The organism is Actinoplanes sp. NPDC049118 (genome assembly GCF_040648555.1).
In the GTDB taxonomy this organism is placed as follows: domain Bacteria; phylum Actinomycetota; class Actinomycetes; order Mycobacteriales; family Micromonosporaceae; genus Actinoplanes.
On sequence record NZ_JBEZDY010000009.1, the window covers coordinates 17,000 to 42,496 of the forward strand.

At 71.9% G+C, this 25,497-nt stretch carries 20 protein-coding genes and 1 pseudogene; 11 read left to right on the forward strand and 10 right to left on the reverse strand.

Annotation, left to right across the window (positions count from 1 at the left end; translation table 11 throughout):
* Positions 1-36: 36 nt before the first annotated feature.
* Genes AB0B58_RS15600 through AB0B58_RS15610 form a run of 3 tightly spaced genes read right to left on the reverse strand, consistent with a single transcriptional unit; the run spans position 37 to position 2,353 of the window.
* Complete coding sequence (locus AB0B58_RS15600) at positions 37-726, reverse strand: response regulator transcription factor (RefSeq protein WP_360223710.1); 690 nt, start codon at positions 724-726, stop codon at positions 37-39.
* A 29-nt stretch (positions 727-755) separates the two neighbouring features.
* Entirely contained in the window at positions 756-1,997 is a 1,242-nt protein-coding gene (locus AB0B58_RS15605; RefSeq protein ID WP_360223712.1) for a DUF6596 domain-containing protein, read from the reverse strand.
* Positions 1,994-2,353 carry a YciI family protein gene (locus tag AB0B58_RS15610; protein WP_360223714.1) on the reverse strand — a complete coding sequence of 120 codons (360 nt, stop codon included), beginning with the start codon at positions 2,351-2,353 and terminating at the stop codon, positions 1,994-1,996. The genes AB0B58_RS15605 and AB0B58_RS15610 overlap by 4 nt, the downstream gene beginning before the upstream one ends.
* A 419-nt stretch (positions 2,354-2,772) precedes the next feature.
* Here AB0B58_RS15610 and AB0B58_RS15615 point away from each other — a divergent pair, with 419 nt between their 5' ends.
* From AB0B58_RS15615 to AB0B58_RS15625, 3 genes are all read left to right on the forward strand, one after another.
* Positions 2,773-6,162, forward strand: coding sequence for a discoidin domain-containing protein (locus tag AB0B58_RS15615; protein ID WP_360223716.1), 3,390 nt, complete (start codon positions 2,773-2,775; stop codon positions 6,160-6,162).
* Positions 6,163-6,236: 74 nt separating this feature from the next.
* On the forward strand, positions 6,237-7,091 hold the full coding sequence (locus AB0B58_RS15620) for an ion transporter (RefSeq protein ID WP_360223718.1): 855 nt from the start codon (positions 6,237-6,239) through the stop codon (positions 7,089-7,091).
* A gap of 34 nt (positions 7,092-7,125) precedes the next feature.
* Positions 7,126-7,500, forward strand: a complete 375-nt coding sequence (locus tag AB0B58_RS15625; RefSeq protein ID WP_360223720.1) for a VOC family protein — start codon at positions 7,126-7,128, stop codon at positions 7,498-7,500.
* 9 nt (positions 7,501-7,509) lie between these two features.
* Here AB0B58_RS15625 and AB0B58_RS15630 read toward each other — a convergent pair whose 3' ends face one another.
* The 3 genes from AB0B58_RS15630 to AB0B58_RS15640 form a co-directional block, all read right to left on the reverse strand.
* Positions 7,510-7,986, reverse strand: a complete 477-nt coding sequence (locus tag AB0B58_RS15630) for a hypothetical protein (protein ID WP_360223722.1) — start codon at positions 7,984-7,986, stop codon at positions 7,510-7,512.
* A gap of 122 nt (positions 7,987-8,108) precedes the next feature.
* Complete coding sequence (locus tag AB0B58_RS15635; protein ID WP_360223724.1) at positions 8,109-8,681, reverse strand: hypothetical protein; 573 nt, start codon at positions 8,679-8,681, stop codon at positions 8,109-8,111.
* Positions 8,609-9,478, reverse strand: coding sequence for a discoidin domain-containing protein (locus AB0B58_RS15640; protein ID WP_360223726.1), 870 nt, complete (start codon positions 9,476-9,478; stop codon positions 8,609-8,611). Before AB0B58_RS15640 ends, AB0B58_RS15635 begins: the two co-directional genes overlap by 73 nt.
* A gap of 76 nt (positions 9,479-9,554) precedes the next feature.
* Here AB0B58_RS15640 and AB0B58_RS15645 point away from each other — a divergent pair, with 76 nt between their 5' ends.
* Positions 9,555-10,133 carry a DUF305 domain-containing protein gene (locus AB0B58_RS15645; RefSeq protein ID WP_360223728.1) on the forward strand — a complete coding sequence of 193 codons (579 nt, stop codon included), beginning with the start codon at positions 9,555-9,557 and terminating at the stop codon, positions 10,131-10,133.
* A 106-nt stretch (positions 10,134-10,239) separates the two neighbouring features.
* Here AB0B58_RS15645 and AB0B58_RS15650 read toward each other — a convergent pair whose 3' ends face one another.
* Positions 10,240-11,643 carry a DUF1996 domain-containing protein gene (locus tag AB0B58_RS15650; RefSeq protein ID WP_360223730.1) on the reverse strand — a complete coding sequence of 468 codons (1,404 nt, stop codon included), beginning with the start codon at positions 11,641-11,643 and terminating at the stop codon, positions 10,240-10,242.
* Positions 11,644-11,922: 279 nt separating this feature from the next.
* On the opposite strand from AB0B58_RS15650, the gene AB0B58_RS15655 reads away from it, so the two are divergent.
* Positions 11,923-12,981: a LacI family DNA-binding transcriptional regulator gene (locus tag AB0B58_RS15655; RefSeq protein ID WP_360223732.1), complete on the forward strand. Its 1,059-nt coding sequence runs from the start codon at positions 11,923-11,925 to the stop codon at positions 12,979-12,981.
* Between the two features lie 16 nt (positions 12,982-12,997).
* Here the strand turns inward: AB0B58_RS15655 and AB0B58_RS15660 are convergent, their stop codons facing one another.
* Positions 12,998-14,095, reverse strand: a complete 1,098-nt coding sequence (locus AB0B58_RS15660; protein WP_360223734.1) for an ionic transporter y4hA — start codon at positions 14,093-14,095, stop codon at positions 12,998-13,000.
* 172 nt (positions 14,096-14,267) lie between these two features.
* On the opposite strand from AB0B58_RS15660, the gene AB0B58_RS15665 reads away from it, so the two are divergent.
* Positions 14,268-15,068, forward strand: a complete 801-nt coding sequence (locus AB0B58_RS15665; RefSeq protein WP_360223736.1) for an SAM-dependent methyltransferase — start codon at positions 14,268-14,270, stop codon at positions 15,066-15,068.
* A 40-nt stretch (positions 15,069-15,108) separates the two neighbouring features.
* Here the strand turns inward: AB0B58_RS15665 and AB0B58_RS15670 are convergent, their stop codons facing one another.
* Positions 15,109-15,753 (reverse strand): NAD-dependent epimerase/dehydratase family protein, encoded by a 645-nt coding sequence (locus AB0B58_RS15670; protein ID WP_360223738.1) that lies wholly within the window; start codon positions 15,751-15,753, stop codon positions 15,109-15,111.
* Between the two features lie 166 nt (positions 15,754-15,919).
* Between AB0B58_RS15670 and AB0B58_RS15675 the strand changes: the two genes are divergently transcribed.
* The 5 genes and pseudogenes from AB0B58_RS15675 (at position 15,920) to AB0B58_RS15695 (ending at position 25,135) form a co-directional block, all read left to right on the forward strand.
* On the forward strand, positions 15,920-18,820 hold the full coding sequence (locus AB0B58_RS15675; RefSeq protein WP_360223740.1) for an SWIM zinc finger family protein: 2,901 nt from the start codon (positions 15,920-15,922) through the stop codon (positions 18,818-18,820).
* 115 nt (positions 18,821-18,935) lie between these two features.
* Positions 18,936-19,997 carry an AAA family ATPase gene (locus tag AB0B58_RS15680; protein ID WP_360223742.1) on the forward strand — a complete coding sequence of 354 codons (1,062 nt, stop codon included), beginning with the start codon at positions 18,936-18,938 and terminating at the stop codon, positions 19,995-19,997.
* Entirely contained in the window at positions 19,990-22,677 is a 2,688-nt protein-coding gene (locus AB0B58_RS15685) for a DUF5682 family protein (protein WP_360223744.1), read from the forward strand. Before AB0B58_RS15680 ends, AB0B58_RS15685 begins: the two co-directional genes overlap by 8 nt.
* The gene (locus AB0B58_RS15690; RefSeq protein ID WP_360223746.1) at positions 22,674-23,849 is read left to right on the forward strand and encodes a VWA domain-containing protein; all 1,176 of its coding nucleotides are present in this window, start codon (positions 22,674-22,676) and stop codon (positions 23,847-23,849) included. The genes AB0B58_RS15685 and AB0B58_RS15690 overlap by 4 nt, the downstream gene beginning before the upstream one ends.
* Positions 23,850-24,014: 165 nt before the next feature.
* A pseudogene (locus AB0B58_RS15695) lies at positions 24,015-25,135 on the forward strand (IS630 family transposase).
* A 1-nt stretch (position 25,136) separates the two neighbouring features.
* Here the strand turns inward: AB0B58_RS15695 and AB0B58_RS15700 are convergent.
* The gene (locus AB0B58_RS15700; protein ID WP_360223748.1) at positions 25,137-25,460 is read right to left on the reverse strand and encodes a hypothetical protein; all 324 of its coding nucleotides are present in this window, start codon (positions 25,458-25,460) and stop codon (positions 25,137-25,139) included.
* Positions 25,461-25,497 lie beyond the last annotated feature (37 nt).

The window sequence follows — 25,497 nt, forward strand, 5'->3', positions numbered from 1 at the left end:
GCCCGGCGCAGGCCGCCATGATCCGCCAGACACGCCCTAGGCATCGGCGGTGTAGCCGACGCCGCGGACGGTGCGGATCAGGTTCGCGGCCGGCCCGAGCTTCGCGCGGACCTGGGCGACGTGCACATCGACGGTACGGGTGCCGGCATGCGACGCGTACCCCCAGACGCTGGCCAGCAGCTCCTCGCGGGTGAAGACCCGCCCCGGCCGGCCGAGCAGGTGCCCGAGCAGGTCGAACTCGGTCGGGGTGAGCGCGAGCGCGGCGCCGTCCACGGTGGCCAGGCGCCGGCCGGGGTCGAGCTGCAGCGGCCCGAGGGTGCGCACCCTGCCCCCGTCGGGCGGCCCGGCGGCCCGGCGCAGCAGCGCCCGCACCCGGGCCACGAGCTCGCGCGGGCTGAACGGCTTGGTCAGGTAGTCGTCGCCGCCGAGTTCGAGGCCGAGGATCCGGTCGACCTCGTCGTCGCGGGCGGTGAGGAAGACGACGGGGGTCCAGTCACCCTCCTCGCGCAGCCGCCGGCAGATCTCGGTGCCTTCCAGCCCAGGCAGCGCGATGTCCAGTACGCAGGCGACCGGGCGCATCCGGCGGGCGGCCGCCAGCCCGGCGACGCCGTCGTGTTCGACGTGCACGCCGAAACCGTCCCGGGTCAGGTAGAGCCGGACCAGGTCCGCGATCGGCCGCTCGTCCTCGACGAGCAGGATCAGGCCCTTGGCGGATGCGTCGCTCACTGCACCATTCTGCCCGGGCGGGCACCCGGTCAATGTTCGGATGTTGTACGGGTCACCAGCGCCGCGGCCCGCAGCGTCAGATAGCGCTGCTCGGGCAGGCTGGCCGTCATGCCGGCCGCCCTGAGGTAGCAGGCGTGCGCGGCCGGGTGGTCCTCGGCCAGCTCGAGCAGGTGGGCGCGGACGGACTCGAGCCGGTGGTTGCCGGCCATCCGCTCGTCGCCGTCGAGGCCGGCGAGCACGGCCAGCCCGGCCAGCGGCCCGCGCGCCCGGGCCACGGCCACCGCCCGGTTCAGCGTCACCACCGGCCCCGGCGAGACCCGCTCGAGGACCTCGTACAGGGCGAGGATCTGCGGCCAGTCGGTCGCCTCGGCGGTGGCGGCCTCGTCGTGCAGCGCGGCGATGGCGGCCTGCAGCTGGTACGGCCCCAGCGGCCCCCGGCCGAGCGTGGCGGAGACGAGCGCGACCCCCTCGGCGATGAACGCGGCGTTCCACGACGTCCGGTCCTGCTCGTCGAGGGGCACCAGGGCGCCGTGCGCGTCGGTGCGCGCGGCCCGGCGGGCGTCGGTGAGCAGCATGAGCGCGAGCAGCCCCGCCGTCTCGCCGTCGCCGGGCATCAGCCGGTGGAGCATCCGGGTCAGCCGGATCGCCTCGGCGGTCAGGTCGGCGCGTTGCAGTTGCTGCCCGGCGCTTGTCGTGTAGCCCTCGTTGAAGACCAGGTAGAGCACCTGCCGGACGACCCGCAGCCGCTCGGCGCGCTCGCCGGGCGGCGGCGCCTCGAAGCCGAGCCCGCTGGTCCTGATCCGCTGCTTGGCGCGGCTGATCCGCTGCGCCATGGTCGCCTCGGGCACGAGGAAGGCCCGGGCGATCTCGGCGGTGCTCAGGCCGCCGACCGCGCGCAGCGTCAGCGCGAGCTGCGAGGGCCCGGACAGCGACGGATGGCAGCAGAGGAACAGCAGCGTGAGGGTGTCGTCCTGCTCCGGAGCGGCGGGCGGCCCGGCCGGCTCGAGCAGCGCGACGTTCTCCTCGCGGGCCCGGCGCGCGCTCTCGCTGCGCCACTCGTCGACCAGTCGCCGCCCGGCCACGGTGATCAGCCACGCGCGGGGGTTGTCGGGCAGCCCCTCGACCGGCCACTTGAGCGCGGCGGCGAGCAGGGCCTCCTGCACCGCGTCCTCGGCCGCGTCGAACTGGCCGTACCGGCGGACGAGGACCCCGAGGGCCTGCGGCGCGAGCTCGCGCAGCAGGCCCTCGATCCCGGGTGTCTGCGTGGTCACTGCTCGGGCGGGCCGGCGGCGACCTCGCGCAGCTCGACCCGGTCGGCCCAGACGACGACCTCGCCGGCCCGTTCGATCGCGCGCCGCTCGTCCGCGACCTCGAGGATCCAGTACCCGGCCAGCGACTCCTTCGCCTCCGCGAACGGCCCGTCGGTGACGACGACCTGGCCGTCGACCAGGCTCACCGTCTTCGCCGAGCCCGGATCCGCGAGGCCCTCGGCCGAGACCAGCTCCCCGGACTTCTCCAGGTCGGCGTTGAAGGTACCCATGAACGCGATCATCTCGGTGACCCACTCGGGGCTGCGGGTCTGCATCATCGTCGCCCCGTCGCCGAACATCATCAGCATGTACTTCATGGCTCAGTCTCCCAGCTCGCGGGTGCCCCGGCCGGGGCACTTCCACCGTTGAGTCGGAGTCCCCGCGCGGTTCTCGACATGCTCCCGCGGAAATTCCCCCGTGTCGACGCGACCGGTCGCCGGGTGGCGTGGCCGGCGGCGTGCGCCGCCGGCCACTCTTGGAGAGCGCTCTCCAAGTGCCTCCTAAAATCGTCCTTCATCGCACCGCTGTCAAGAGATCGAAATCCGATAAACGGCATTAGACCGTAAAGGTATAGCGACTTTCCGGCCATCGAAGCCCAGCTATTGACACGAATGAAAAGCGGGCGTAACACTGCGGCATGCATGGAGAGCGCTCTCCATTACCCGATCCCCAGTGACTCCGTCCCCGATCGTCAGGAGTTCCCGTGCATCCGGCTTCTTCCCCGGCACCTCCCCGCGTGCCAAGACCCCGCCGCTGGCGCCGGCTGATCCCCGTCACCGTGCTCGCCGTCGTCGCCGCCCAGCTGAGCGTCGTGCAGCTCGACGCACATGCCGCCGATTCGTTGTTGTCGCAGGACAAGGCCGCGACGGCGTCCTCTCAGGAGGGTGTCGAGGTGACCGCGGCGAAAGCGGTCGACGGTGATGCGGGCACGCGGTGGTCGAGTCTGTTCAGTGATCCGCAGTGGTTGCAGGTGGATCTCGGTGCCACCGCGACGATCAGTCAGGTGGTGTTGCAGTGGGAGGGTGCGTACGGCAGGGCCTACAGGATTCAGACCAGCCCCGACGCCACCACCTGGACCGACGTCTACAGCACCACCACGGGTGCCGGTGGCACCGAGACCCTGACCGTCAGCGGTTCGGGCCGGTATGTGCGCATGTACGGCACGGTCCGGGGTAGTGGTTACGGCTATTCGTTGTATGAGTTCAAGGTGTACGGGTCGGCCGGGGCCGCCTGTGGGGCGGTGAACGCGGCGCAGGGCCGGCCCGCGACGGCGTCGTCGCAGGAGGGCGCCGACGTGACCGCGGCGAAAGCGGTCGACGGTGATGCGGGTTCGCGGTGGTCGAGTCTGTTCAGTGATCCGCAGTGGTTGCAGGTCGACCTCGGCGTGTCTGCCACGGTCTGTCAGGTGGTGTTGCAGTGGGAGGGCGCGTACGGCAGGGCGTACAAGATTCAGACCAGCCCCGACGCCACCACCTGGACCGACGTCTACTCCACTACGACGGGTGCGGGCGGCACCGAGAACCTGACGGTGAACGGCTCGGGCCGGTACGTCCGCATGTACGGCACCGCCCGGGGCAGCGGCTACGGCTACTCCCTGTACGAGTTCAAGATCTTCACCACCGGCGGGACCACCCAGCCACCCATCCCCGGCGACTTCACCACGGTCTGGACCGATGACTTCTCCGGCGGCGCCAACACCTCGCCGAACCCGGCGAACTGGCTGCTGCGCACCGGCACCCAGTACCCGGGCGGCGCCGCGAACTGGGGCACCGGCGAGGTCGAGACCGCTAGCAACTCGACCGCCAACGTCTACCTCGACGGCGCCGGAAAGCTGAACATCAAGGCGATCCGCGACGGCGCCGGCAACTGGACGTCCGGCCGGATCGAGACCCAGCGCACCGACTTCGAGCCGCTCGCCGGGCAGCAGACCAAGTTCACCGCGGTACTCCGGCAACCCGACGTCGCCAACGGCGACGGCTACTGGCCCGGCTTCCGCGCGACCGGCGCGGCCTACCGGGGCAACTACAACAACTGGCCGGGCGTCGGCGAGACCGACATCATGACCGACGTCAACGGGCGCAGCCAGCTTTCGCAGACCCTGCACTGCGGCAACGCGCCCGACGGGCCGTGCGCCGAGTACAACGGCCGCCAGAGCGGGCTCGCCGGCTGCACCGGCTGCCAGACCGGCTACCACGAGTACACCCAGATCATCGACCGGACCAAGACCGACGAGGAGATCCGCTTCTACCTCGACGGGCGGCAGACCTGGGTCGTGCGCGAGTCGCAGGTCGGCGTCACGGCGTGGCACGCGGCCGTGCACCACGGCTTCTTCCTCCGCTTCGACCTGGCCGTCGGCGGCTCGCTGCCGAACGCCATCGCCGGCTACACCACGCCGACGCCGCAGACCACCTCCGGCGGCGTGCTCAGCGTCGACTCCGTGACGGTGGCCCGCGCCGCCGGCACCACCCCGGCGCCGATGACCGACCCGGCCACCCCGGCGGGCCCGTCGACCGTGCGGGTCACCGGCTCGCAGGGCAACTGGCAGCTCAACGTCAACGGCTCGCCGTACGAGCTGAGGGGCCTCACCTACGGCCCGCCGCAGGCCGCCGCCGACGGATACATGCGCGACCTGAAGAACATGGGCGTCAACACGATCCGCATCTGGGGCGTCGACGACACCAACACCCCGCTGCTGCTCGACCGGGCCGCGCAACAGGGCATCAAGGTCGTCGTCGGGCACTGGCTCAACCAGGGCGCGGACTACGTCAACGACACCGCGTACAAGACGAACACGAAGAACGAGATCGTCGCCCGGGTCAACGCGCTCAAGAACCGGCAGGGCGTGCTGATGTGGGACGTCGGCAACGAGGTCATCCTGACCATGCAGGACCACGGGCTACCGGCCGCCGAGGTCGAGGCGCGACGGGTCGCCTACGCCCGCTACGTCAACGAGGTCGCGCAGGCGATACACGCGGCGGACCCGAACCACCCGGTCACCTCGACGGACGCGTACACCGGCGCATGGCCGTACTACAAGCAGCACGCTCCGGACCTGGACCTGCTCGCCGTCAACTCGTACGGGGCGATCGGCAACGTCAAGCAGGACTGGATCAACGGCGGCTACACCAAGCCCTACATCCTCACCGAGGGCGGCCCGGCCGGCGAGTGGGAGGTACCCAACGACGTCAACGGGGTGCCGACCGAGCCGTCCGACCTGCAGAAGCGCGCCGGCTACACGGCGAGCTGGAACGCCATCAAGGCGCACCCGGGCGTCGCGCTCGGCGCGACCGAGTTCCACTACGGCCTCGAGAACGACTTCGGCGGCGTCTGGCTCAACACGTTCACCGGCGGCTGGCGCCGGCTCGGTTATCACGCGCTGCGGCAGGCGTACACCGGGCAGGCCTCGGCGAACACCCCGCCGGAGATCACGTCGATGTCGGTGAGCAACCAGACCGCCGTACCCGCGGGCGGGACGTTCACGATCAACGCCGGGGCGACCGACCCGAACGGCGATCTGATCCGCTACAACCTGATGTACAGCAACAAGCACATCACCGGCGGTACCGGACTGACCAATGTGGTCTTCACCACGGGCGGCAACGGCACGTTCACGGCCCGGGCACCCGAGCAGCTCGGGGTCTGGAAGGTCTACGTGTACGCGTTCGACGGCCACGGCAACGTCGGCATCGAGCAGCGCTCGTTCCGGGTGGTCCCGCCGACGATCCCGGGCACCAACCTCTCCCGGGGTAGGCCCGCGACGGCATCGACCTACCAGCCGACGGGTACCAACGGCCCGCAGCTGCCGGCGTACGCGGTGGACGGCGACTACGGCACCCGCTGGGCCAGCGAATGGGTGGACACCGCCTGGCTCCAGGTCGACCTCGGATCGGTGCAGTCGTTCAACCGCGTGCTGTTGGCGTGGGAGGCGGCCTACGCCCGGGGCTACACGGTGCAGGTCTCCGACAACGGCACCGCCTGGAGCACTGTCTACACCGCGACGGCCGGCAACGGCGGCTTCGACGACCTGGCGGTGTCCGGCTCCGGCCGCTACGTCCGGGTCAACGGCACCGCCCGCGCGACCGCCTACGGCTATTCGCTCTGGGAGCTGGGCGTCTACCGCAGCTGAGCACCCGAAAGGACCGGCGGCCGGCGCCCCTTCACATAGTGAGGGGGCGCCGCGGCGCTCGGTAAGATCGACGAATGTCTCAGCTCGCGCGGTGGTGCGCCCGCATCGCCGAATCGCGAGCGTTCGAGATCGTCATCGTCATCGCCATCGGCGCGAACGCGATCGTGCTCGGCCTCGAGACGTATCCCCACCTCGGCGACGCGCGCCCGCTGTTGCACGGCCTCGAACTGTTCTTCCGCGGACTGTTCGTGGTCGAGATCGCGATCCGGATCCTGGCATACGGCCGGCGCCCGCAGGACTTCTTCCGCAACGGCTGGAACGTCTTCGACTTCGTGGTCACCCTGGCCGTGTTCGTGCCCGGCCTGCACGGCGACTCGACGATCCTGCGGGTGGTCCGGATCGCCCGCGTGCTGCGGCTGGTGCGCTTCTCCCCCGGCCTGCGCACGATCGTCTCGGCGCTGCTGCGCAGCCTGCCCGGGGTGGGCGGCGCCCTCGCACTCGCGCTCGTCACCATCTACGTGTACGGGATGGCCGGCTGGCTGATCTTCGCGGACACCTACCCCGACGGGTACGGCAACATCGGCCGGGCCGTGCTGACGCTCTTCGTGCTGCTGTCGCTGGAGACGCTGCCCGAGCTGATCGATCAGGGGCTGGCGGTCTCGCGGTGGACCCTCGTCTACTACGTCAGCTACGTCCTGATCACGGCGAACCTGCTGGTGAACATCCTGATCGCGGTCATCGTGAACTCGATGGAGGAGGTACGCCGGCTGGAGATGACCGAGGGCCTGGCACCGGACTTCGACGCCGACGGCGACGGCGTACCGGACGAGCTGGACCGGCTCGCGATCAGCCAGCGCCTGGACGACCTGCGCGCGGTGATCATGGAGCTGGAGCGTGAACTTCGCGTCGGCCGGCGCGATACGCACTAACGTCGGCAGGGAACGCCAACCCTGAGGAGCGGTCATGGACAAGGTGGTCCATTTCGAAGTCCCCTACGACGACGTCGACCGGGCGCACACCTTCTATCGCGAGGCCTTCGGCTGGCAGCTGCAGAGCATGCCGCAGATGGGCTACACGATGGTCACGACGACGCCGACGGACGAGTCGGGACGGCCCGGCGAGACCGGCGGCATCAACGGCGGGATGCTCGCCCGGCAGGGTCCGATCACCGGCCCGGTCATCACGATCGGCGTCGAGAACCTGGACGACGCGCTAGCCCGGGTCGAGAAGCTGGGCGGTTCCGTGAGGATTCCCCGCCAACCGGTCGGCGAGATGGGCTTCTCCGCCTACGTCACCGACACGGAGGGCAACCTGATCGGCCTGTGGCAGAACGCCTGACGGCGCCCGTCAGCCGGGCAGCCCGGCGGCCCAGGCCAGGACCCGGTCCACGTCGGCGCGGGTCCAGCCGATCGCCGAATCGATCGGCACCAGCAGGGTGGGTGCCGATCGCTCGGCGGCCCACCGCCGCCCGGCCTCGGTGTGGTTGTCGTCGATCCAGGCGAGGGGTCGGTCGCTCGCGACCCTCGCCACGGACGACACCTTGGCCTCCGGCGGGAAGGGCAGCGGCGGGAACGGCACCACCGGCAACGGATCGAGGCCCAGCGCGGATCCGTAGAGCGTGTTCGCGTCCTCGCCCCAGGCGCTCGCCCAGTACAGCTCACCGGCCTCGGCCAGTTCCGTGATCCAGGGAGCGTGAGCGGGACAGTAGCGCTCCGGGCCCTCGCCCGGATAGAACTCGCGCTCGAGGTAACCGTCGGGGCAGGAGGACGCGGCGAACGGGTTCAGCACCCCGTCGAGGTCCAGCAGCAGAACGGGTCGGCTCACCGTGCCATCTAAACGCGCCGGGTTGCCGGTCCGTCAACCCGGGTCCGCCCGGTACGCGTGGAAGCCCCTGCGCGCCACAGCCTCGGTGGCACCGTGGCGCGCAGGGGGATTCTGTGCGGTGGTTACGGGCCGGACGTCAGGTACCGGATCTCCGCGCCCCGCTGCGCCGTACCGCCCTTGTCGTTGATGATCCGGTTGATGGTGCCCTGGCCACCCAGGGAAACGGTGACCATGTTGGTGAACCGGATGCCGGGCTTGACCGGCACCTCGATCGCGCGCTCACCCACCACCGACCGATCGAGGGTGAAGACGCAGTAGCTACCGACGCCCCAGGCCTGGTGGGTGTTCACCGCGTCGGCGACCTTGTACGCCGCGTAACCGCGGGTCGTCCCGTTCATCCAGGACGCCTGGTTCGGCATCTCGTACGGCATCTCGTTCTGGTAGAAGTACGTCCGGCCGCGTTCGCCGTGCCAGACCGTCTGGTACCGCTGGAAGTGCTCGACGAACAGGCCGTACATGGTGACGTCGGCGCCGTTGACGACCAGGCCCCGTTCTGCGGCGTTGACCGACCAGCCGACGCCGGCGCCGTGATCGGCGCGCCACAGCCACAGGTGATCGCCGATCACGTGGTTGCTGTTGACCACGACGCTGTCGGTGGCCCGGCCGGCGCCCGCGCCGCCGATCCGGACGAACACGTCGTGCAGCGAGATCGGGTTCGCCGCGTTGTTCGCGGCGTCGACGGGTCGAAGACGTTGACGTTCGGGCCGAGGTTCGGGTTGCGCGGGTCGGTCGGCTCGACGGGCGGCGTCGTGGTTCCGCCGGTGGTGAAGACCTTGAACTCGTACAACGAGTAGCCGTAGCCGCTGGCCCGGGTGGTGCCGTACATGCGCACGTAGCGGCCGGTGCCGGTCACGGTAAGGGTCTCTGTGCCGCCGGTGCCGGTGGTGGTGGCGTAGATATCGGTCCAGGTGGTGGCGTCGGCACTGGTCTGGATCTTGTATGCCCGGCCGTAGGCGCCCTCCCACTGCAGCACCACCTGGCTGACCGTGGCGGTGGCGCCGAGGTCGACCTGAAGCCACTGCGGGTCGCTGAACTGGCTCGACCACCGCGATCCCGCGTCGCCGTCGACGCCTTGGCCGCCGACACATCGGCGCCCTCCTGAGAGGACGCCGTCGCGGCCTTGCCCTGCGACAACAACGAATCGGCGGCACCGGCCGGGGTGGCGACCGAGGCGGCGGTCAGGCCGAGCGCGGTGGCGAGGACGGCGGCGAGGACGGTGAAGGTGTGGCGCCCCGCGCCGGGGCGGCGCGTTCAGCGATATCGGATTCATGGCCCCTACCTGTCGTGACGGGAGTGGCACCCGCTCGCGGTGAATCGAGACGGCCACCAGGAATTGATCTTTGGAAAGCGCTCTCCAAGTAAGGCGATTGTTACCTCGGTGTTGCTCCGCGTCAATACATCGGGGTTCCGGAAATGAAATCGTGGCGGGCATCGCCGACTCATTCACACGTTGACACCCCCGCCGCCGGCGCCGACACTGGGACGCCTCACTTTCGAATGGAGTTCGCGTGAGAATCGGGCGGCGCACCACTGTGGTCGGTTGCCTGCTGGCCCTGCTCCTCGGCGCCGCGGCCTGCGACACGGGCGCCGCCGCACCCCCGGTGGCCGGCTCCACGGCACCGAGCGGCGCGGGCCGCTTCGGCGGCACCGACCTCGCCTGGGTGGAGATCAACATCGCGATGAACGAGGAGCTGCTGCCGCTGCTGGAGCTGGTCGCGACGCACAGCTCGAGCGCGGAGACCAAGGCGCTCGCCGCGGAGGTGGCGGCCCTCAACGACCAGGAGCTGTCAGCCCTTCGCGGGCTGCACGACCAGGCAGGACTCCCGGCCGAGAACCCGCACAAGGGCATGCCGATGCCGGGCATGGTGACCCCGGAGCTCGTCACGCAGGCGGCCGCGGTCCGGGGTGCGACGTTCGACAGGCTGCTGGCGGCACACCTGAAGGCACACTTCGAGCAGGGCGTGCGGCTGGCCGAGAGCGAGGCGAAGGCCGGCGTCGAACCAGAGACGAAGGCCCTGGCGACGCGGGTGATCAGCGGCCGGGAGCGGCATCTGCCGCGGCTGGCCGCGATCCGCCGAGCCCTTTGATACGGCCGGTGAATCGCCAGAAGAATTGGCTTCGAATTCCACCTTCGACGTGGTCGAGAATGGTCCGGGCGCCGGTTTCGGCGCCCGGACGAATTCGTTCGTCCTGTTACGGCAGGACGTAGTTCTCGTTGAGTGCCGCGCCGCGGTCCGGCTTGTACTGGTCGAAGCCGCGCGGGTCGCACTGCAGCCCGCCCCGGATGCAGTGTGTGACGAGCGCATTGAGGGTCGGCGCGTCCCACGCGTTGTAGAAGTCGTAGTGGAACGAGTAGGCCCGCCCGCTCGACAGCCGCACGTTCGACATGTTGCCGCTGACCGGGAACGCCATCTTGAACTCGACCATCGGCACGGCCACCGGGTGGCTGGCCGGGCAGACGCCGACGGTCGGGTACGCCATGTGGCTCTTGTGGTCCGGCGTGTCCAGGTAGACGCCGTCCCAGCAGCTCGGGGCCTGGTAACGGATGTTCAGCTGGGTGCCCGCCGGGCACGTACCGGGGAAGTCCCAGTTCCGGACGCTGTCGCCGCACTCCCAGCCCTCGACCGCGCCGGGCGCGTTGCGGAACTCGTCAAGCGTCGCCGCCGGGCTGCCCACGACGTACCGCAGGCCGGGCGGGGACGGGCGGACGCTGCGGTAGTCGATCACGCCGCTCTTGTAGTAGATGACCTGGCGGCCGACCGGCTGGACGGCGGTGTCGCCGTTGAGCAGCGTCGGCATCCAGTAGCCGGTCTTGTCGCCCGGCGTGATGCAGGAGGTCCCGCCGGCGTTCAGGCTGGCCAGGGTCGTCGCCGCGTTCGTGGTGGTGTTGCCCATGAACGTGTGCGAGTGCGAGGCGCCCGGCAGGTTCGGCAAGACGATCGGGTCGTCCGGCAGGTTCGACCGGCTCACCGAGCAGTTCGCCTGGAACTCGTGGTGTGTCGTCGGCGGGTTCGTCGCCGGCGGGGTGGCCGTCGACGGGACCACGCCGGTGACCGGCGGGTTGGCCGGGACGTAGCCGGCACCGCCAATCGGCGGCGGGGTGCTGCTCGTGCCGTAGACCTTGAACTCGTACAGCGAGTAGCCGTAGCCGGTTCCGCGCTGGGTGCCGTACATGCGCACGTAGCGGCCGGTGCCGTTGACCGCCAGCGTCTGGGTGCCGCCGGTGGCCGTCGTGGTGCTGTAGACGGTGCTCCAGGCGTTGCCGTCGGGCGAGGTCTGCACCTGGAAGGCCCGCGCGTACGCGGCCTCCCACTGCAGCACGACCTGGGTGACCGTCGCGGTGCCGCCGAGGTCGACGCGCAGCCACTGCGGGTCGGCCCACTGGCTGCCCCACCTGGTGTCCGCGCGGCCGTCGACCGCGGCGGCCGCGGGCGATTCGCCGTTCTCCAGCGACGAGGCGAGGGCCGGCCTGCCCTGTGACAGCAGGCTGTCGGCGGCGTGCGCCGACTGAACCCCCGCCACCAGCAGCGATCCGGCGACGGCGGCCACGCCGAGCGGCGCGATGAGCCGTCTGAGCCGGCTTTTCCCTGATCTCATGAGTTCTCCCACTGCGATGAGGACGGGTGCCTCACCCGGTCGGACACCGGCATGACGGCGTGGCGGAGCACCACGCCTCGGCGGTGCGGGGATCGGCCGGGCGATGCGGGACGTACTTGGAGAGCGCTTTCCGAAGTGTTACGCCAAGGTTGCACGTCCGTCAATATGTCGAGGCAGATCCGGAACCGCGCGGGCCTGGGACCGGCCGGAACAAGACTTTCGGAGAGCGCTCTCCAAGGTGTGCTATAAAAATGTTATGCAGACCCGGAACACGACCCGATGACCGCCGGCACCGGGCGGGTGCCCGTCGGCGAGCGACTGCCGACCCTTGAGGACGTGGCCCGGGTCGCCGGGGTCTCCCGGGCCACCGTGTCCCGCGTGATCAACGGCATCCGCAACGTGGATCCGCAGCTGCACGAGATGGTGTGGAACGCGGTCGGCCAGACCGGCTACGTGCCGAACCGGCTGGCCCGTTCGCTGGTCACCCGCCGGACGGGCACGGTGGCGCTGGTCGTCTCCGACTCCGAGTCGCACGACGACGACCCGTTCATGGGCCGGTTCTTCGCGGACCCGTACTTCGGCCGGGTGGTCGGCGGCCTGATGAGCGTGCTGCGGGCGGCGGGGATCCAGCTGGCGCTGCAGATCGTGGGCACGGAGGAACAGCGCACCCGGCTGGTCGGCGACCTGCGCCACGGCCAGGCCGACGGCGTGATCGTGCTGTCGCTGCCCGGCCACGACCCGCTGCCGCGGATGCTCACGGACGCCGGGGTCCCGGCGGTGATGATCGGCCGCCCGGCCGACCCGGTGCCGATCAACTACGTGGACCTGGCGAACGACACCGGCGCTTCGCTGGCCGCCGACCACCTGGTCGAACGCGGCTGCCAGCGGATCGGGATGATCTCGGGCCCGGCGGACGTGCCGGCGAGCAACGACCGGATCGCCGGGTTCCGGCGCTCGATGGCCCGGCACGGCCACGCCTGGGTGCCGCTGGCGTCCGGCAACTTCACCCAGGAGAGCGGCGAGGACGCGATGCGCACGCTGCTCGCGGAGAGTCCCGGCGTCGACGGCGTCTTCGTGGCGAACGACCTGATGGCACTGGGCGCGCTGCTCGCGCTGCGCGACGCGGGCCGGCGAGTGCCGGAGGACGTCGCGATGGTGGGCTTCGACGACAGCAGCGCGGCCGTGGCGGCGAGCCCGGCGCTGACGACGGTGCGGCATCCGCTGGAGGACATGGCGGCCGAGAGCGCGCGGCTGCTGCTGGCCCGGATCGACGACCCGAGCATGCGGATCTCCTCGGTGATCTACGAGCCGACCCTGGTACTGCGCCAGTCGGCGTGAGGGGAGCCCGCCGGGCCTACGGGCTGGCGGCCAGGAAGAGGAAGACCGCCAGCAGGCTCAGATGGATGCCGCCCTGCAGGACGTTCGCCCGGCCCGGCACCACCGTCAGCGTCCCCACCACCACCGTCAGCGCGAGCAGCACCATCTGGGTGCCGCCCAGCCCGAGCAGCAACGGCCCCGGCAGCCAGATCATGGCGATCGCGATCGCCGGGATGGTCAGGCCGATGCTCGCCATCGACGAGCCGAGCGCCAGGTTCAGGCTCGTCTGGATGCGGTCCCGGGCGGCCGCGCGGACCGCCGCGATCGTCTCCGGCAGCAGCACCAGCAGGGCGATCACCACGCCGACCACGGCCGCCGGCATCCCCGCCTTCGCCACCGCCGACTCGATCGCCGGCGAGACGCCCTTCGCCAGGCCGACCACCGCGACCAGGGCGACCAGCAGGAGACCCAGGCTGGCCAGCGCCGCCCGGCCGGTGGGCGGCTCCAGGTGCTCCTCCTCGATCACCCTGCCCGCGGTCGTTATCGGCAGGAAGTAGTCGCGGTGCCGGTGCGTCTGCACCAGCACGAAGAGCAGGTACAGGCAGAGCGAGGCCACCGCCGCGAAGGTCAGCTGCGCCGGCGAGAACTGCGCGCCCGGTCGGCTGGTCGTGAAGCTGGGCAGGACCAGGCACACGGTGGCGATCGTGGCGACCGCGGCCAGCGCGCCGCCGGTGCCCTCCGGGTTGAAGACCGCGAAGCGCCTGCGTACCGCTCCGACCAGCAGGGAAAGGCCCATGATGCCGTTGCAGGTGATCATCACGGCGGCGAAGACCGTGTCGCGGGCGAGGGCCTGCGTCTTCTCGCCACCGCTGATCATCAAGGTGACGATCAGCGCGACCTCGATCACGGTCACCGCCACGGCCAGGACCAGCGAGCCGAAGGGCTCACCGACCTTGTGCGCGACCACCTCCGCATGGTGCACGGCCGCGAGCACCGCGCCCGCCAGCAGCAGCCCGCTGATGATCACCAGCGCGGCCGGGAGGTCGCGGCCCCAGGTCAGGATGAGCGCCACGACGGCCAGGGCCGGGACCCAGACCGTCCACCGGACAAGATAAGTGCTGATCTTGGCGGTCATCCGATCACCCTGCCAGAAAATCCCGGACATCGCCCGGGACCGGCATTTTCCGCCCCGGCCGGATCACCGCTGCGCCCCTGGTCGAGCCACCCGGCGACGGTGCGGGGCGGCCGGGGCGGCGGCCCGGGCAGTGACGCCCTACGATGATCGGCAAGTCCACCCTGGAGGCCCCGTGAGCGACCAGATCGACAGCTCGACCGCTCAGCCGGCCCGCCGGTACAACTACTGGCTCGGCGGCAAGGACAACTTCGCGGTCGACCGCGCCTCCGGTGACGAGATCCTCAAGACCTTCCCGACGGCCCGGATCGCGGCCCTGGAGAACCGCCGCTTCCTGCGGCGGGCGACGCGCTACCTGGTCGCCGAGGCGGGCGTCCGGCAGTTCCTTGACATCGGCACCGGGCTGCCGACGGCCGACAACACCCACGAGGTCGCGCAGCGCATCGCGCCCGACAGCCGCGTCGTCTACGTCGACAACGACCCCATGGTCATGGTGCACGCGCGGGCGTTGCTGACCAGCACGCCGCAGGGCAGGACCACCTACCTCGAGGCCGACCTGCGGTCGCCCGAGGAGATCGTGGCGGACCCCGCCCTGCGCGAGACCCTCGATCTGGGTGAGCCCGTCGCGCTGATGCTGGTGGCCGTCCTGCACTTCATCGAGGGGTACGGCGCCGGCGCGCCGCTGGTGCGCACCCTGATGGACGCCCTGCCCAGCGGGAGTTTCCTGGTGGTCACGAACGCCACCAAGGACCCCCTCGCGCCGAAGATGGCGGCGGCCTACGACGACGCCCTGGCGGCCGGCATCACCAACATCTGGCCGCGGGACCGGGCCGAGTTCACCGCCCTATTCGACGGGTTCGAGCTGATCGAGCCCGGCGTGTCACCGGTGAGCGAGTGGCGCGCGGAGGACGAGACGGAGCCGCGGCCGGACCCGGCACACATCGCGATGTACGCGGGCGTCGCCCGCAAGCCTTAGGAACTCCTCGCGGGTCACGCCCCCGCGTTGTCGAGAGGCCTCAGCGCAGGTCCGCGTTCTCCACGACGTGCGTGGGGAAGCCGGTGCGGGCCGCCCGCAGCATGGCCCGGCCGAGCCGATCGGTGCTGGTGACGTACCTGGGCACCAGGCGCCCGAGCAGCGGCATCAGCGGCGCGGTGGCCGTGTACAGGGCGCGGTAGAGGCCCGTCCGCGAGGTGGCGCCGTGTGTCGGCTGGATGAAGGCCGGGCGCATCGCGTACCCGTTCGGGAAGGTCTTGATGACCTCGACCTCGGTGCGGCCCTTGACCCGCGCCCACATGGCGCGGCCGTCGGGATTCGTGCCGGCGCCCGACACGTACAGGAAGGTCGTCTCGGGGTTGAGCCTGGCGAGCAGGTGCGCGGCCGCGACCGGATAGTCGTACGAGATCCGGGTGTACTCCGCCTCGCTGAGCCCGACCGACGAGACACCGAGGCAGTAGAAGCAGGCGTCGTAGCCGCGCAGATCGTCCTCGATCGGGGTGAGATCGGCGAAGTCCGCCGTCGTGACCTCCCGGAGCTTCGGATGCCGCACCCCGGTCGGCCTGCGCCCCACCGCGAGCACCTGCTCGACGTCCGCCGCGAGCAGGCTCTCGCGCAGCGCGCCCTGGCCGACCATGCCGGTCGCGCCGAAGATGATGACCTTCATTTCCCGTCCTCCATGACGTACCTCGTCGACGGCGCTGCGGACCGGCGTCCATCGTCGGCAGCCTAGCTACGCGCCGCGCCGTTCGGGTCGCGACCGTCCGGCGGCGTGAGCTGGGGCGTCACCCTTCCGGGAGCAGAACGTCGTACCCGGCTTCTACAGTGCTCCGGTGCCCGTTGAACGATGGTCCACCGCGCAGATCGAGGCCCTGGCTCCCGACGCGAGCTCGCTGAAAGGCGCCCGTGGTGTCAGCGGCGCCACGCGGTGGCAGGAGGCCGGCCTGCTCGACGAGGTCCTGTGGGGGCTGTGCAAGGTCAGCGGCAAGAACCCGTACCAGGTCTGTGTCGACCTGGCCGGGCCGGCATACAGGTGCTCGTGTCCGAGCCGCAAGTTCCCCTGCAAGCACGCGCTCGGGCTGCTGCTCTACTGGTCCGGTGGCGGCTCGGTCGAGGCCCCGGCGCCCGCCTTCGCCGCCGAGTGGCAGGCGTCCCGCGCCGCCAAGGCCGCCCCGGCGAGGGCGAGCGGACCGGCCGACCCGGCCGCCGCCCGCAAACGCGCCCAGCAGCGAGCGGACCGGGTCGCGGCCGGCATGGCCGAGCTGCGGCGATGGCTGGACGACCAGGTGCAGCAGGGTCTGGCCGGCGCGGAGCGGGCGGGGCACCGGCCCTACGAGACGATGGCCGCCCGCCTCGTCGACGCGCAGGCACCGGCGGCCGCCTCGGCGGTGCGCCGGCTGGGCGGCATCGCGGGCATCGGGCCGCACTGGGCCGACCGGCTGCTCGGCGAGCTCGCGATGCTGCGGCTGCTGGTCGCGGGTCATGAGCGGCTCGGCGCGCTGCCGCCTGCGCTGGCCGCCACGGTCCGGTCGCGGATCGGGTTCCCGGTCGCCAACCAGGACGTGCTCGCCACCGCGGAGATCCGGGATCTGTGGCAGGTGCTGGGGCAGGTCGACAGCGAGGAGGGCGCGATAACGACGCGGCGGACGTGGCTGCTCGGGGTCGGCAGTGGACGGTTCGCGTTGCTGCTGTCGTTCGCGGCGCCGGGGCAGTCGCTTGCCGCCGAGGTGGTGCCGGGCACGACGGTCGAGGCGGCGCTCTGTTTCTACCCGGGCGCCGCGCCGCTGCGCGCGCTGGTGAAGGAGCAGTTCGGCACTCCGCGGCCGCTGACCGCGCCGGCGGCGGCCGTGGGCCTGCGGACGGCACTGGCGGGCTGGTCGAGGACGCTGGCCGCCGAGCCCTGGCGTCACGACGCGCCGGTGTTGCTGGCCGATGTGGTGCCCGGTGCCGACGGATTCATCATCGACGCCGCCGGGGAGTCCCTGCCGCTGGCGCCGGGGCACCGGGAGCCCTGGTGGCTGCTGGCGGCCGCCGGCGGGTCGCCGGCGACCGTGGCGGGCGAGTGGTCGCCCTCGGGACTGCGGCCGCTGGCGGCGTGGGTCGAGGGCCGATACCTGCCGGCACCCCCGCCGGCACCGGACGGCGGGGCGGTGCGTGCGCCGGAGCTCCCGGCCGACCTGCTGGCGGCTGCCCTGGTCGGCACCGCCCGGCGGCCGTGGACGTCGGCGGGCGTGCACGTCGGCGATCGGACCCTGACCCCGGCCGCACCGGGAACCGCGCCCGGTGGCGGCTCGGACGCGGCGGCCGCCCTGCTCGAGGCCGCCGCCACCGCCCTGACCTACCGGCGTTCGGGTGTCACGCCCTCGTCCGGGCACGCGCCGGTCGAGGCGGCACCCGCGGAGACCGGCCGGCCGCTGCCGGCGGCCGCCGGGGCCCGGCTGCTGCGGTTGCTGACCGAGGGCGGCGCGCCCGGTGGCGCGCAGCAGGCGCAGGAGTTGCTCGCACAGTGGCTGACCGCGGCCGCCGAGCACGGCGGATTCGCCCCGCCCGAGTCGCTGCCCGCGCTGCTCGACGCCGGCCGCCGCAACGGCGCCGTCCGGCCGGCGATCGGGCGCATCGCCGGCCGGCGCGGCACCTGGCTCGCCGGGATGCGGCCCGACTGGCGCTGGCTGCGCGACGAGGCACCCGGCGCTGCCCCGCCGACGGATCCGGAGGTGTGGGAGACCGGCACCGGCGGCGAACGCCTGGCCTACCTCACCCGGCTGCGCGGCACCGACCCGGCCGCCGGGCTCGCCCTGCTGGAGAGCACCTGGCGGACCGAGACGCCCGAGGACCGCGCCCGGTTCGTGAGCGCGCTCGGCACGGGGCTCTCCCCCGACGACGACGCCTTCCTCGACCGAGCCCTCGACGACCGGCGCAAGGGGGTGCGCGAGGCCGCTCTCGACCTGCTGCGGCGGCTGCCGGGATCGTCGCTGTGCCGGCGGATGGCCGCCCGGTCGACGGCGGCGGTGCGCCTGGAGCGCCGTGCCCTCGTGCGCGACCGGCTCGTCGTCACCCCGCCCGCGGAGCTGACGACCGAGCTGCGGCGTGACGGCGTCGGCGCCCAGCCCGCACACGGCACCGGAGTGCAGGCCTGGCTGCTCGAGGAGATCATCGCCGGCACGCCCCTGACCGGTTGGACCGAGGCCTTCGAGCGTTCCCCGGCCGCGGTCGTCGGCCTGGCCCGGGGCCACGACTGGGAGACGCCGCTGCTACACGGCTGGGCCAAGGCGGCGATCATGCAATCCGACTCCGCCTGGGCGGCCGCGCTGGTCGGCAACGACGCCCGGGGAAGCGCCACCGGGCTGCGCGAGGCCGTCCGATGGGACCTGCACCTGCTGCTGCCGCCGGCCGACCTGGCCCGCATCGCCGCCGACTTCCTGCGCCGCGAGGACCACCTCGCGCACCGGCTGCTGGCCGTGCACCCGGGCGCCTGGCCGGACGAGCTCGCCGTCGCGGTGGTGGAGACCATCGCGCACCGGGTCCACGCGGACAAGCACAGCTGGCAGCTCGCCGAGCTGTGCCGGGCAGCGGCGATGGCCATGCCGCCCGGCTACGCGGCGCAGGTCGCCCGGCTGGCCGAGCGGCTCGATCAGCAGCCGGCCGACCCGTCCCGGGTGCGGCCGGTGGCCGAGCTGGCCCGGATCCTCACCTTCCGCCACGAGATGCTCCAGGAGCTGCGGCCGCCGTCGTGATCCGGCGTCGGCCCGTCCTTGAAGGAACGCAGTTCTTGTCAGAGGTGCTTAGTAACGTGCCAGTCATCAGCAGCGCCGACGGGCCGGCCGGGCCGTGGGACAGACAGGAGTTCGAGTGACCGCACTGCGACCGCACGCCGAGGATCAATATGCCGAGGAGCTCGCGCTGCTCGCCGCGGCCGACGACCGGCCGCGACCGCCGGGCTGGCGGCTCTCCCCGCAGGCGGTGGTGACCTACCTCCTGGGCGACGGCGCCAAGATCACCCCGAAGTACGTCGGGCCCCGGCGGCTCATGGAGGTCGCGGTGTCCACGCTGGTCACCGACCGGGCGCTGCTCCTGCTCGGCGTGCCCGGCACGGCCAAGACCTGGGTCTCCGAGCACCTCGCGGCGGCGATCTCGGGCGACTCGACCCTGCTGGTGCAGGGCACCGCCGGCACGGCCGAGGAGGCGATCCGCTACGGGTGGAACTACGCCCGCCTGCTGGCGGACGGCCCGTCCGCGGCGGCGCTGGTGCCCAGTCCGATCATGCGCGCCATGCGGACCGGCGCGATCGCCCGGATGGAGGAGCTGACCCGCGTCCCGTCCGACGTGCAGGACGCGCTGATCACCGTGCTCTCGGAGAAGACCCTTCCGGTGCCGGAGCTCAACACGGAGGTGCAGGCCGAGCGCGGCTTCAACCTGATCGCCACCGCCAACGACCGCGACCGCGGCGTCAACGAACTCTCCAGCGCGCTGCGCCGCCGGTTCAACACGGTGGTCCTGCCGGTGCCGGCGTCGGCCGACGACGAGGTGGAGATCGTTTCCCGCCGGGTGGCCCAGCTCGGCAGGTCGCTGGACCTGCCCGAGGTGCCCGCCGCCCTCGAGGAGATCCGCCGGGTGGTGACCATCTTCCGCGAGCTGCGCACCGGCCTGACCGAGGACGGCCGCACCAAGCTGAAGTCGCCGACCGGCACGCTCTCACCCGCCGAGGCGATCTCGGTGATCACCAACGGCATGGCCCTGGCCGCACACTTCGGCGACGGCAACCTGCACCCGTCCGACGTGGCCGCGGGCATCGTCGGCGCGGTCATCAAGGACCCGGCCTCGGACGGCGTGGTCTGGCGCGAATACCTCGAGACGGTCGTCCGCGAGCGCACCGACTGGCGCGACTTCTACCGTGCCGCCCGCGATGCCTGAGCAGCTCTACGGCATCCGCCACCACGGGCCGGGCTCGGCCCGAGCGGTCGTACAGGAGCTGAATCGCCAGCGCCCCGGGATGCTGCTGATCGAGGGCCCGCCGGAGGCGGACGACCTGATCCGCTGGGCGGCGGACACCGGCCTGGAGCCGCCGGTGGCGCTGCTGGGCTACGCGGCGGACGACCCCAGCCGGGCGGCCTTCTGGCCGTTCGCGGTCTTCTCGCCGGAGTGGCAGGCGATCCGCTGGGCCGTGGAGAACCAGGTGCCGGTCCGCTTCTTCGACCTGCCCTACTCCTACCGCCTCACCGACGACCGCACCCCGGACACCCCACCGGCCGCCGGCCCGCCCCCCACCGCATCCCCACCCCTGCCCTCCGATATGGACCCCACCGGCACACCTTCAACACCCCCAACCAGCCCCCACCCGGCCACCATGCCCGAGACACGCGCGATGCCCCCAACCGGCCACCACCCAGCAGTTGCGCCCGCGACACCAGTGACGCGCCCGGCCGACCACCACTTGGCAACCACGCCCGAGACGCAGGCGACACCACCGGCCGGGCACGAACCGGCGATCACACCCGCGACACAGGCGCCCCCAACCGGCCACCACCCCGCAGCCACGCCCGGGACACAGACGACGCCCCCAGCGGGGCACGATCGCGACGGTGAGGTCGACGTGCCCGGCGGAAGCGGTGCCGGACCGGCGATGCCCGGCGACCGGGGCGCCTCGGACACCGGCGGCGGGCCGGTGCCGCCGGAGCCCGGCGGTCCGGACAGGATGGTCCCGGCGCCACCGGCGTCGCAGACTCCCGCCGAGGCGGAGGCCGGCGCGGCGCGGGTGCGGGTGCGGCCGGTCGATCCGATCGGGGAGCTCGCCGCCGCCGCCGGATACGACGATCCCGAGCGCTGGTGGGAGGACGTCGTCGAGCACCGGGGGATGCCCGCGTTCGAGGCCATAGCCGAGGCGATGGCCGCCATCCGCGAGTCGTCGCCCGAGGACCCCGAGGATCTCGTCCGCGAGGCCTACATGCGCACGGTGCTGCGCGAGGTTCGCCGCACCCACGACAACATCGCGGTCGTGTGCGGCGCATGGCACGTCCCCGCGCTGACCCGCAAGGTCACCGCCAAGGAGGATGCCGCGCTGCTCAAGGGGCGCAAGAAGGCCAGGGTCGCCTTCACCTGGGTGCCGTGGACATACGGCCGGCTGGCCTCGCACTCCGGCTACGGCGCGGGCGTGCGGTCGCCGGGCTGGTACCACCACCTGTTCACGACCGCCGACGACGTCGTGCCGCGGTGGCTCGTCGACGCCGCCGGGGTGCTGCGCGCCGAGGGCGTACCCACCTCGTCGGCGCACGTCATCGAGGCCACCCGGCTCGCCGAGGCGCTCGCCACGGTCCGCGGGCGCCCGCTGGCCGGGCTCACGGAGGTGACCGAGGCAGCCGAGGCCGTCATGTGCGACGGCGAGCCGCTGCGCCTGGAGCTGATCGACCGGCGCCTCGTCGTCGGCGAGCGGCTCGGCGGCGTTCCCGACGACATGCCGGCCGTGCCGCTGGCCAAGGATCTCGTGGCGCAGCAGCGCACCGTGCGGCTCAAGCCCGAGGCGCTCGAACGCGAGCTCGAGCTGGACCTGCGCCGCGACATCGATCTGTCCCGCAGCCGCCTGCTGCACCGGCTGCGCACCATCGGCGTGCCGTGGGGCGAGGCGGAGACGGCCCGGCGTGGTACCGGGACGTTCCGCGAGCAGTGGCGGCTGTGCTGGCAGCCGGAGTTCGCGGTCCGGCTGGTCGAGGGCAGCATGTGGGGCACGACCGTCGCCGTCGCGGCGACCACGAAGGTGATCGACGCCGCCCGTAGGGCCGCCGCGCTCGCCGACGTGACCGAGCTGGTCGAGGTGTGCCTGCTGGCCGACCTGGCCGACGCCTACCCGCCCGTGCTCGCCGCCCTCGACACCCGGGCCGCGCTCGACTCGGACATCGGCCACCTGATGGCCGCGATCCCCGCGCTGGCCCGCACCCTGCGCTACGGCGACGTCCGCCGCACCGACGTGGCCGGTCTGTCCACTGTGACGGCGAGCCTGCTCGCCCGCGTCTGCGCCGGGCTGCCGGCCGCCGCCGGCTCGCTCTCCGACGAGGCCGCCAAGCAGCTGCGCGGGCACGTCGACGGCGTGCACGCCGCGGTGAGCCTGCTGGACGACGGCGACCTGCGGGAACGCTGGCTGACCACGCTCGCCTCCGTCTCCGGGCGCGCCGACCTGCACGGTCTGCTCGCCGGACGGCTGACCCGCCTGCTGCTCGACGCCGGCCGCCTCGGCATCGCGGAGGTGCTGCGGCGGCTGCGGCTGCCGCTGACCGTCGGCACGCCGCCCGCGCACGGCGCCGCCTGGGTGGAGGGCTTCCTCGCCGGCGGCGGTCTACTGCTCGTGCACGACGACACGTTGCTGGAGCTGCTCGACGGCTGGCTCGCCGACATCCCGGCGGACGCGTTCGACGACGTGCTGCCGTTGCTGCGCCGCACCTTCGGCGGGTTCGCCGCGGGCGAGCGGCGGGCGATCGGCGAGCGGATCGCGGGCCCGGGCGCCGCCGGGCGGGCGGGCGCCGAACCGCTGGTGCTCGACCACGAGCGGGCGGCCCTGGTGCTGCCGACCCTGAGTGCGCTGCTGGGCCGGGAGGTCGAATGACGGACATCGAGGATCCGGCGCGCCGCGAACGGCTGCGCCGCTGGCGGCTGGTGCTGGGCGGGCCGGCGCAGGACTCTCTGGGTACGGCGCAGGGCCGCGACGCCGCGATGGATGCGGCGCTGTCCGCCCTCTACGACTCGGGCGGAGACGGTGAGGGGCCCGGCACCTCGCGGTCCGCGGGCCTCGGCGGATCCGCGCCGAAGGTGGCCCGCTGGCTGGGCGACATCCGCGAATACTTCCCCAGCACGGTCGTGCAGGTGATGCAGGCGGACGCGATCGAACGCCTCGACCTGACCCGGCTGCTGCTGGAGCCCGAGATGCTGGACGCGGTCGAGCCGAACGTGCACCTGGTCGGAACGCTGCTCTCGCTGAACGCGGTGATGCCGGAGCGGACCAAGGACGCGGCGCGGCAGGTGGTCCGCAAGGTCGTCGCCGAGCTGGAGCGGCGCATCTCCCAGCACACCCGGGCGGCGGTCAGCGGCGCGCTGAACCGGGCGGCGCGGATCAGCCGGCCCCGGCACGCGGACATCGACTGGGACCGGACGATCCGCGCGAACCTGAAGCACTACCAGGCGGAACACCGCACGGTGATCCCGGAACGCCTGATCGGCTACGGCCGCCGCGCCACCGCGATCCAGCGCGACGTGGTGCTGTGCGTCGACCAGTCCGGCTCGATGGCGGCATCGGTGGTGTTCTCCGGGGTGTTCGCGGCGGTGCTGGCGTCGATGCGCTCGCTACGCACGTCGCTGGTGGTCTTCGACACCTCGGTGGTCGACCTGACCGACCAGCTGAGCGACCCGGTCGAGGTTCTGTTCGGCACGCAGCTCGGCGGCGGGACGGACATCAACCGGGCGATCGGCTACAGCCAGCAACTGATCACGCGGCCGAGGGACAGCATCTTCGTGCTGATCAGCGACCTGTACGAGGGCGGCGTCCGCGAGCAGATGCTGCGCCGGGTGGCGGAGATGACGGCGGCCGGCGTCCAGGTGGTGGTGCTGCTGGCGCTCTCGGACGAGGGCGCACCGGCCTACGACCACGAGAACGCGGCGGCCCTGGCGGCCCTGGGGGTGCCGGCCTTCGCGTGCACGCCGGACGCCTTCCCGGACCTGATGGCGGCCGCGATCGAACGCCGCGACCTGATGGCCTTCGCGGCACGCCTCGCCGAACCCTGACCGACCCACGGAGGCACCGCCGCCGCGGCTCTCCGCCAACCCACCAACCAACCCACGGAAGGACCACGGAAGGTGTCTAGTGCCGTGACCATGAACGTTCACGGTGTGGCTGACACGCCGTAGACCTTGCGGGGTCTGCGGTGTTGTGACGGTCAGGCTGAGGCGGTGGCAGATCCCGTACGTGTGCGGCGGCTTAGTGACCAGGAGGGTCAGCAGCTGTTGCGTATCACTCGCAGAGGTAATGGTTCACCGATCCGATTACGGCGGGCGATGGTCGTGCTGGCCTCGGCCGGTGGGAACACGGTGCCGGCGATCGCCCGTCTCGTGCAGGCCGACGAGGACACGATCCGCCAGGTCATCCACCGGTTCAACGAGATGGGCATGGCCTGCCTGGACCCTCGGTGGGCGGGTGGCCGTCCCCGCCAGATCAGTCCTGACGATCAGCAGTTCATCGTCGAGACGGCCAACACCCGCCCCGAAGCCTTGGGGCGGCCGTTCACCCGGTGGAGCGTGCGCAAGCTCGCCGACTACCTGTGCTCACAAGCCACCCGCCCGATCGAGATCAGGCGGGAACGGCTGCGGCAGCTGCTGATCAAGCACGGGATCAGCTTTCAACGGACCAAGACATGGAAGGAGTCCACCGACCCGCAGCGCGATACCAAACTCGCCCGCATCGACTACGTCACCAGCAACTTCCCGCAGCGGGTGTTCGCGTTCGACGAGTTCGGCCCCCTCGTCATCCGCCCACAGGCCGGCACCGGCTGGGCCCCCAGGGCCACCCGCATCGGCTGCCCGCGAATTATCACAAGTTGCACGGCGTCCGGCAGTTCCACGGCTGCTACTCGGTGGGCGACGACCGGCTCTGGGGCGTCGTGCGCCGCCGCAAAAGTGCCGCGAACACCCTGACCGCACTCAAGTCGATCCGCCGAGTCAGGCCGGACGGAGCACCGATCTACGTCATCCTGGACAACCTGTCCGCGCACAAAGGCGCCAAGATCCGCGCGTGGGCGGCGCGGAACAAGGTCGAACTGTGCTTCACCCCGACTTACGCTTCCTGGGCCAACCCGATCGAAGCCCAGTTCGGGCCGCTACGCACCTTCGTGATCGCCAGCTCGAACCACCCCAGCCACCCCGCGCTGATCCGCCACCTGCACCGACACCTGCGCTGGCGCAACGTCAACGCCCGCCACCCCGACGTCCTGGCCGCGCAACGCCGCGAACGTGCCCGCATCCGCAGTGAGAAAGGCATCCGCTGGGGTGGACGACCTCTCGTCGCTGCCGCCTGACCTACCGCCCGGCCCGTAATGCCGCGGCGACCTGAACGACATCCAGGTCGACGACAGCCTCTTCTCCGTCCCACACACCGCGCTCGCTGATCGCCAGGCCGATCAAAGCCAGTTCAGCGGCATCGTCACGCAGTTCGTACTCTTCGCGACTCTCCTCGCCGATCCCACCCAGTTCTTCACGATTCCAGGCGGCAACCGCCGACTCAGCCAGAGACCGAGGCAACCGCACGCTGACCCGACTGACCTGGGACTCCAGACGAGCGCCAATCGCCGCCAGCGCGATCCGATCATGCCGATATCGCAAGTACTGCTCACGGTCGTCCACGAGCCGAGGCTACTTGGGCTCAACCCGGCGAACGTTT

Excerpts from the sequence above, each read along its gene's own strand:
- AB0B58_RS15620 (WP_360223718.1), top strand. The coding sequence starts at position 6,237 with ATGTCTCAGCTCGCGCGGTGGTGCGCCCGCATCGCCGAATCGCGAGCG.
- AB0B58_RS15625 (WP_360223720.1), top strand. The coding sequence starts at position 7,126 with ATGGACAAGGTGGTCCATTTCGAAGTCCCCTACGACGACGTCGACCGG.
- AB0B58_RS15690 (WP_360223746.1), top strand. The coding sequence starts at position 22,674 with ATGACGGACATCGAGGATCCGGCGCGCCGCGAACGGCTGCGCCGCTGG.
- AB0B58_RS15650 (WP_360223730.1), bottom strand. The coding sequence starts at position 11,643 with ATGAGATCAGGGAAAAGCCGGCTCAGACGGCTCATCGCGCCGCTCGGC.
- AB0B58_RS15660 (WP_360223734.1), bottom strand. The coding sequence starts at position 14,095 with ATGACCGCCAAGATCAGCACTTATCTTGTCCGGTGGACGGTCTGGGTC.
- AB0B58_RS15670 (WP_360223738.1), bottom strand. The coding sequence starts at position 15,753 with ATGAAGGTCATCATCTTCGGCGCGACCGGCATGGTCGGCCAGGGCGCG.
- AB0B58_RS15610 (WP_360223714.1), bottom strand. The coding sequence starts at position 2,353 with ATGAAGTACATGCTGATGATGTTCGGCGACGGGGCGACGATGATGCAG.
- AB0B58_RS15655 (WP_360223732.1), top strand. The coding sequence starts at position 11,923 with ATGACCGCCGGCACCGGGCGGGTGCCCGTCGGCGAGCGACTGCCGACC.
- AB0B58_RS15685 (WP_360223744.1), top strand. The coding sequence starts at position 19,990 with ATGCCTGAGCAGCTCTACGGCATCCGCCACCACGGGCCGGGCTCGGCC.
- AB0B58_RS15640 (WP_360223726.1), bottom strand. The coding sequence starts at position 9,478 with ATGCCCGCCACGATTTCATTTCCGGAACCCCGATGTATTGACGCGGAG.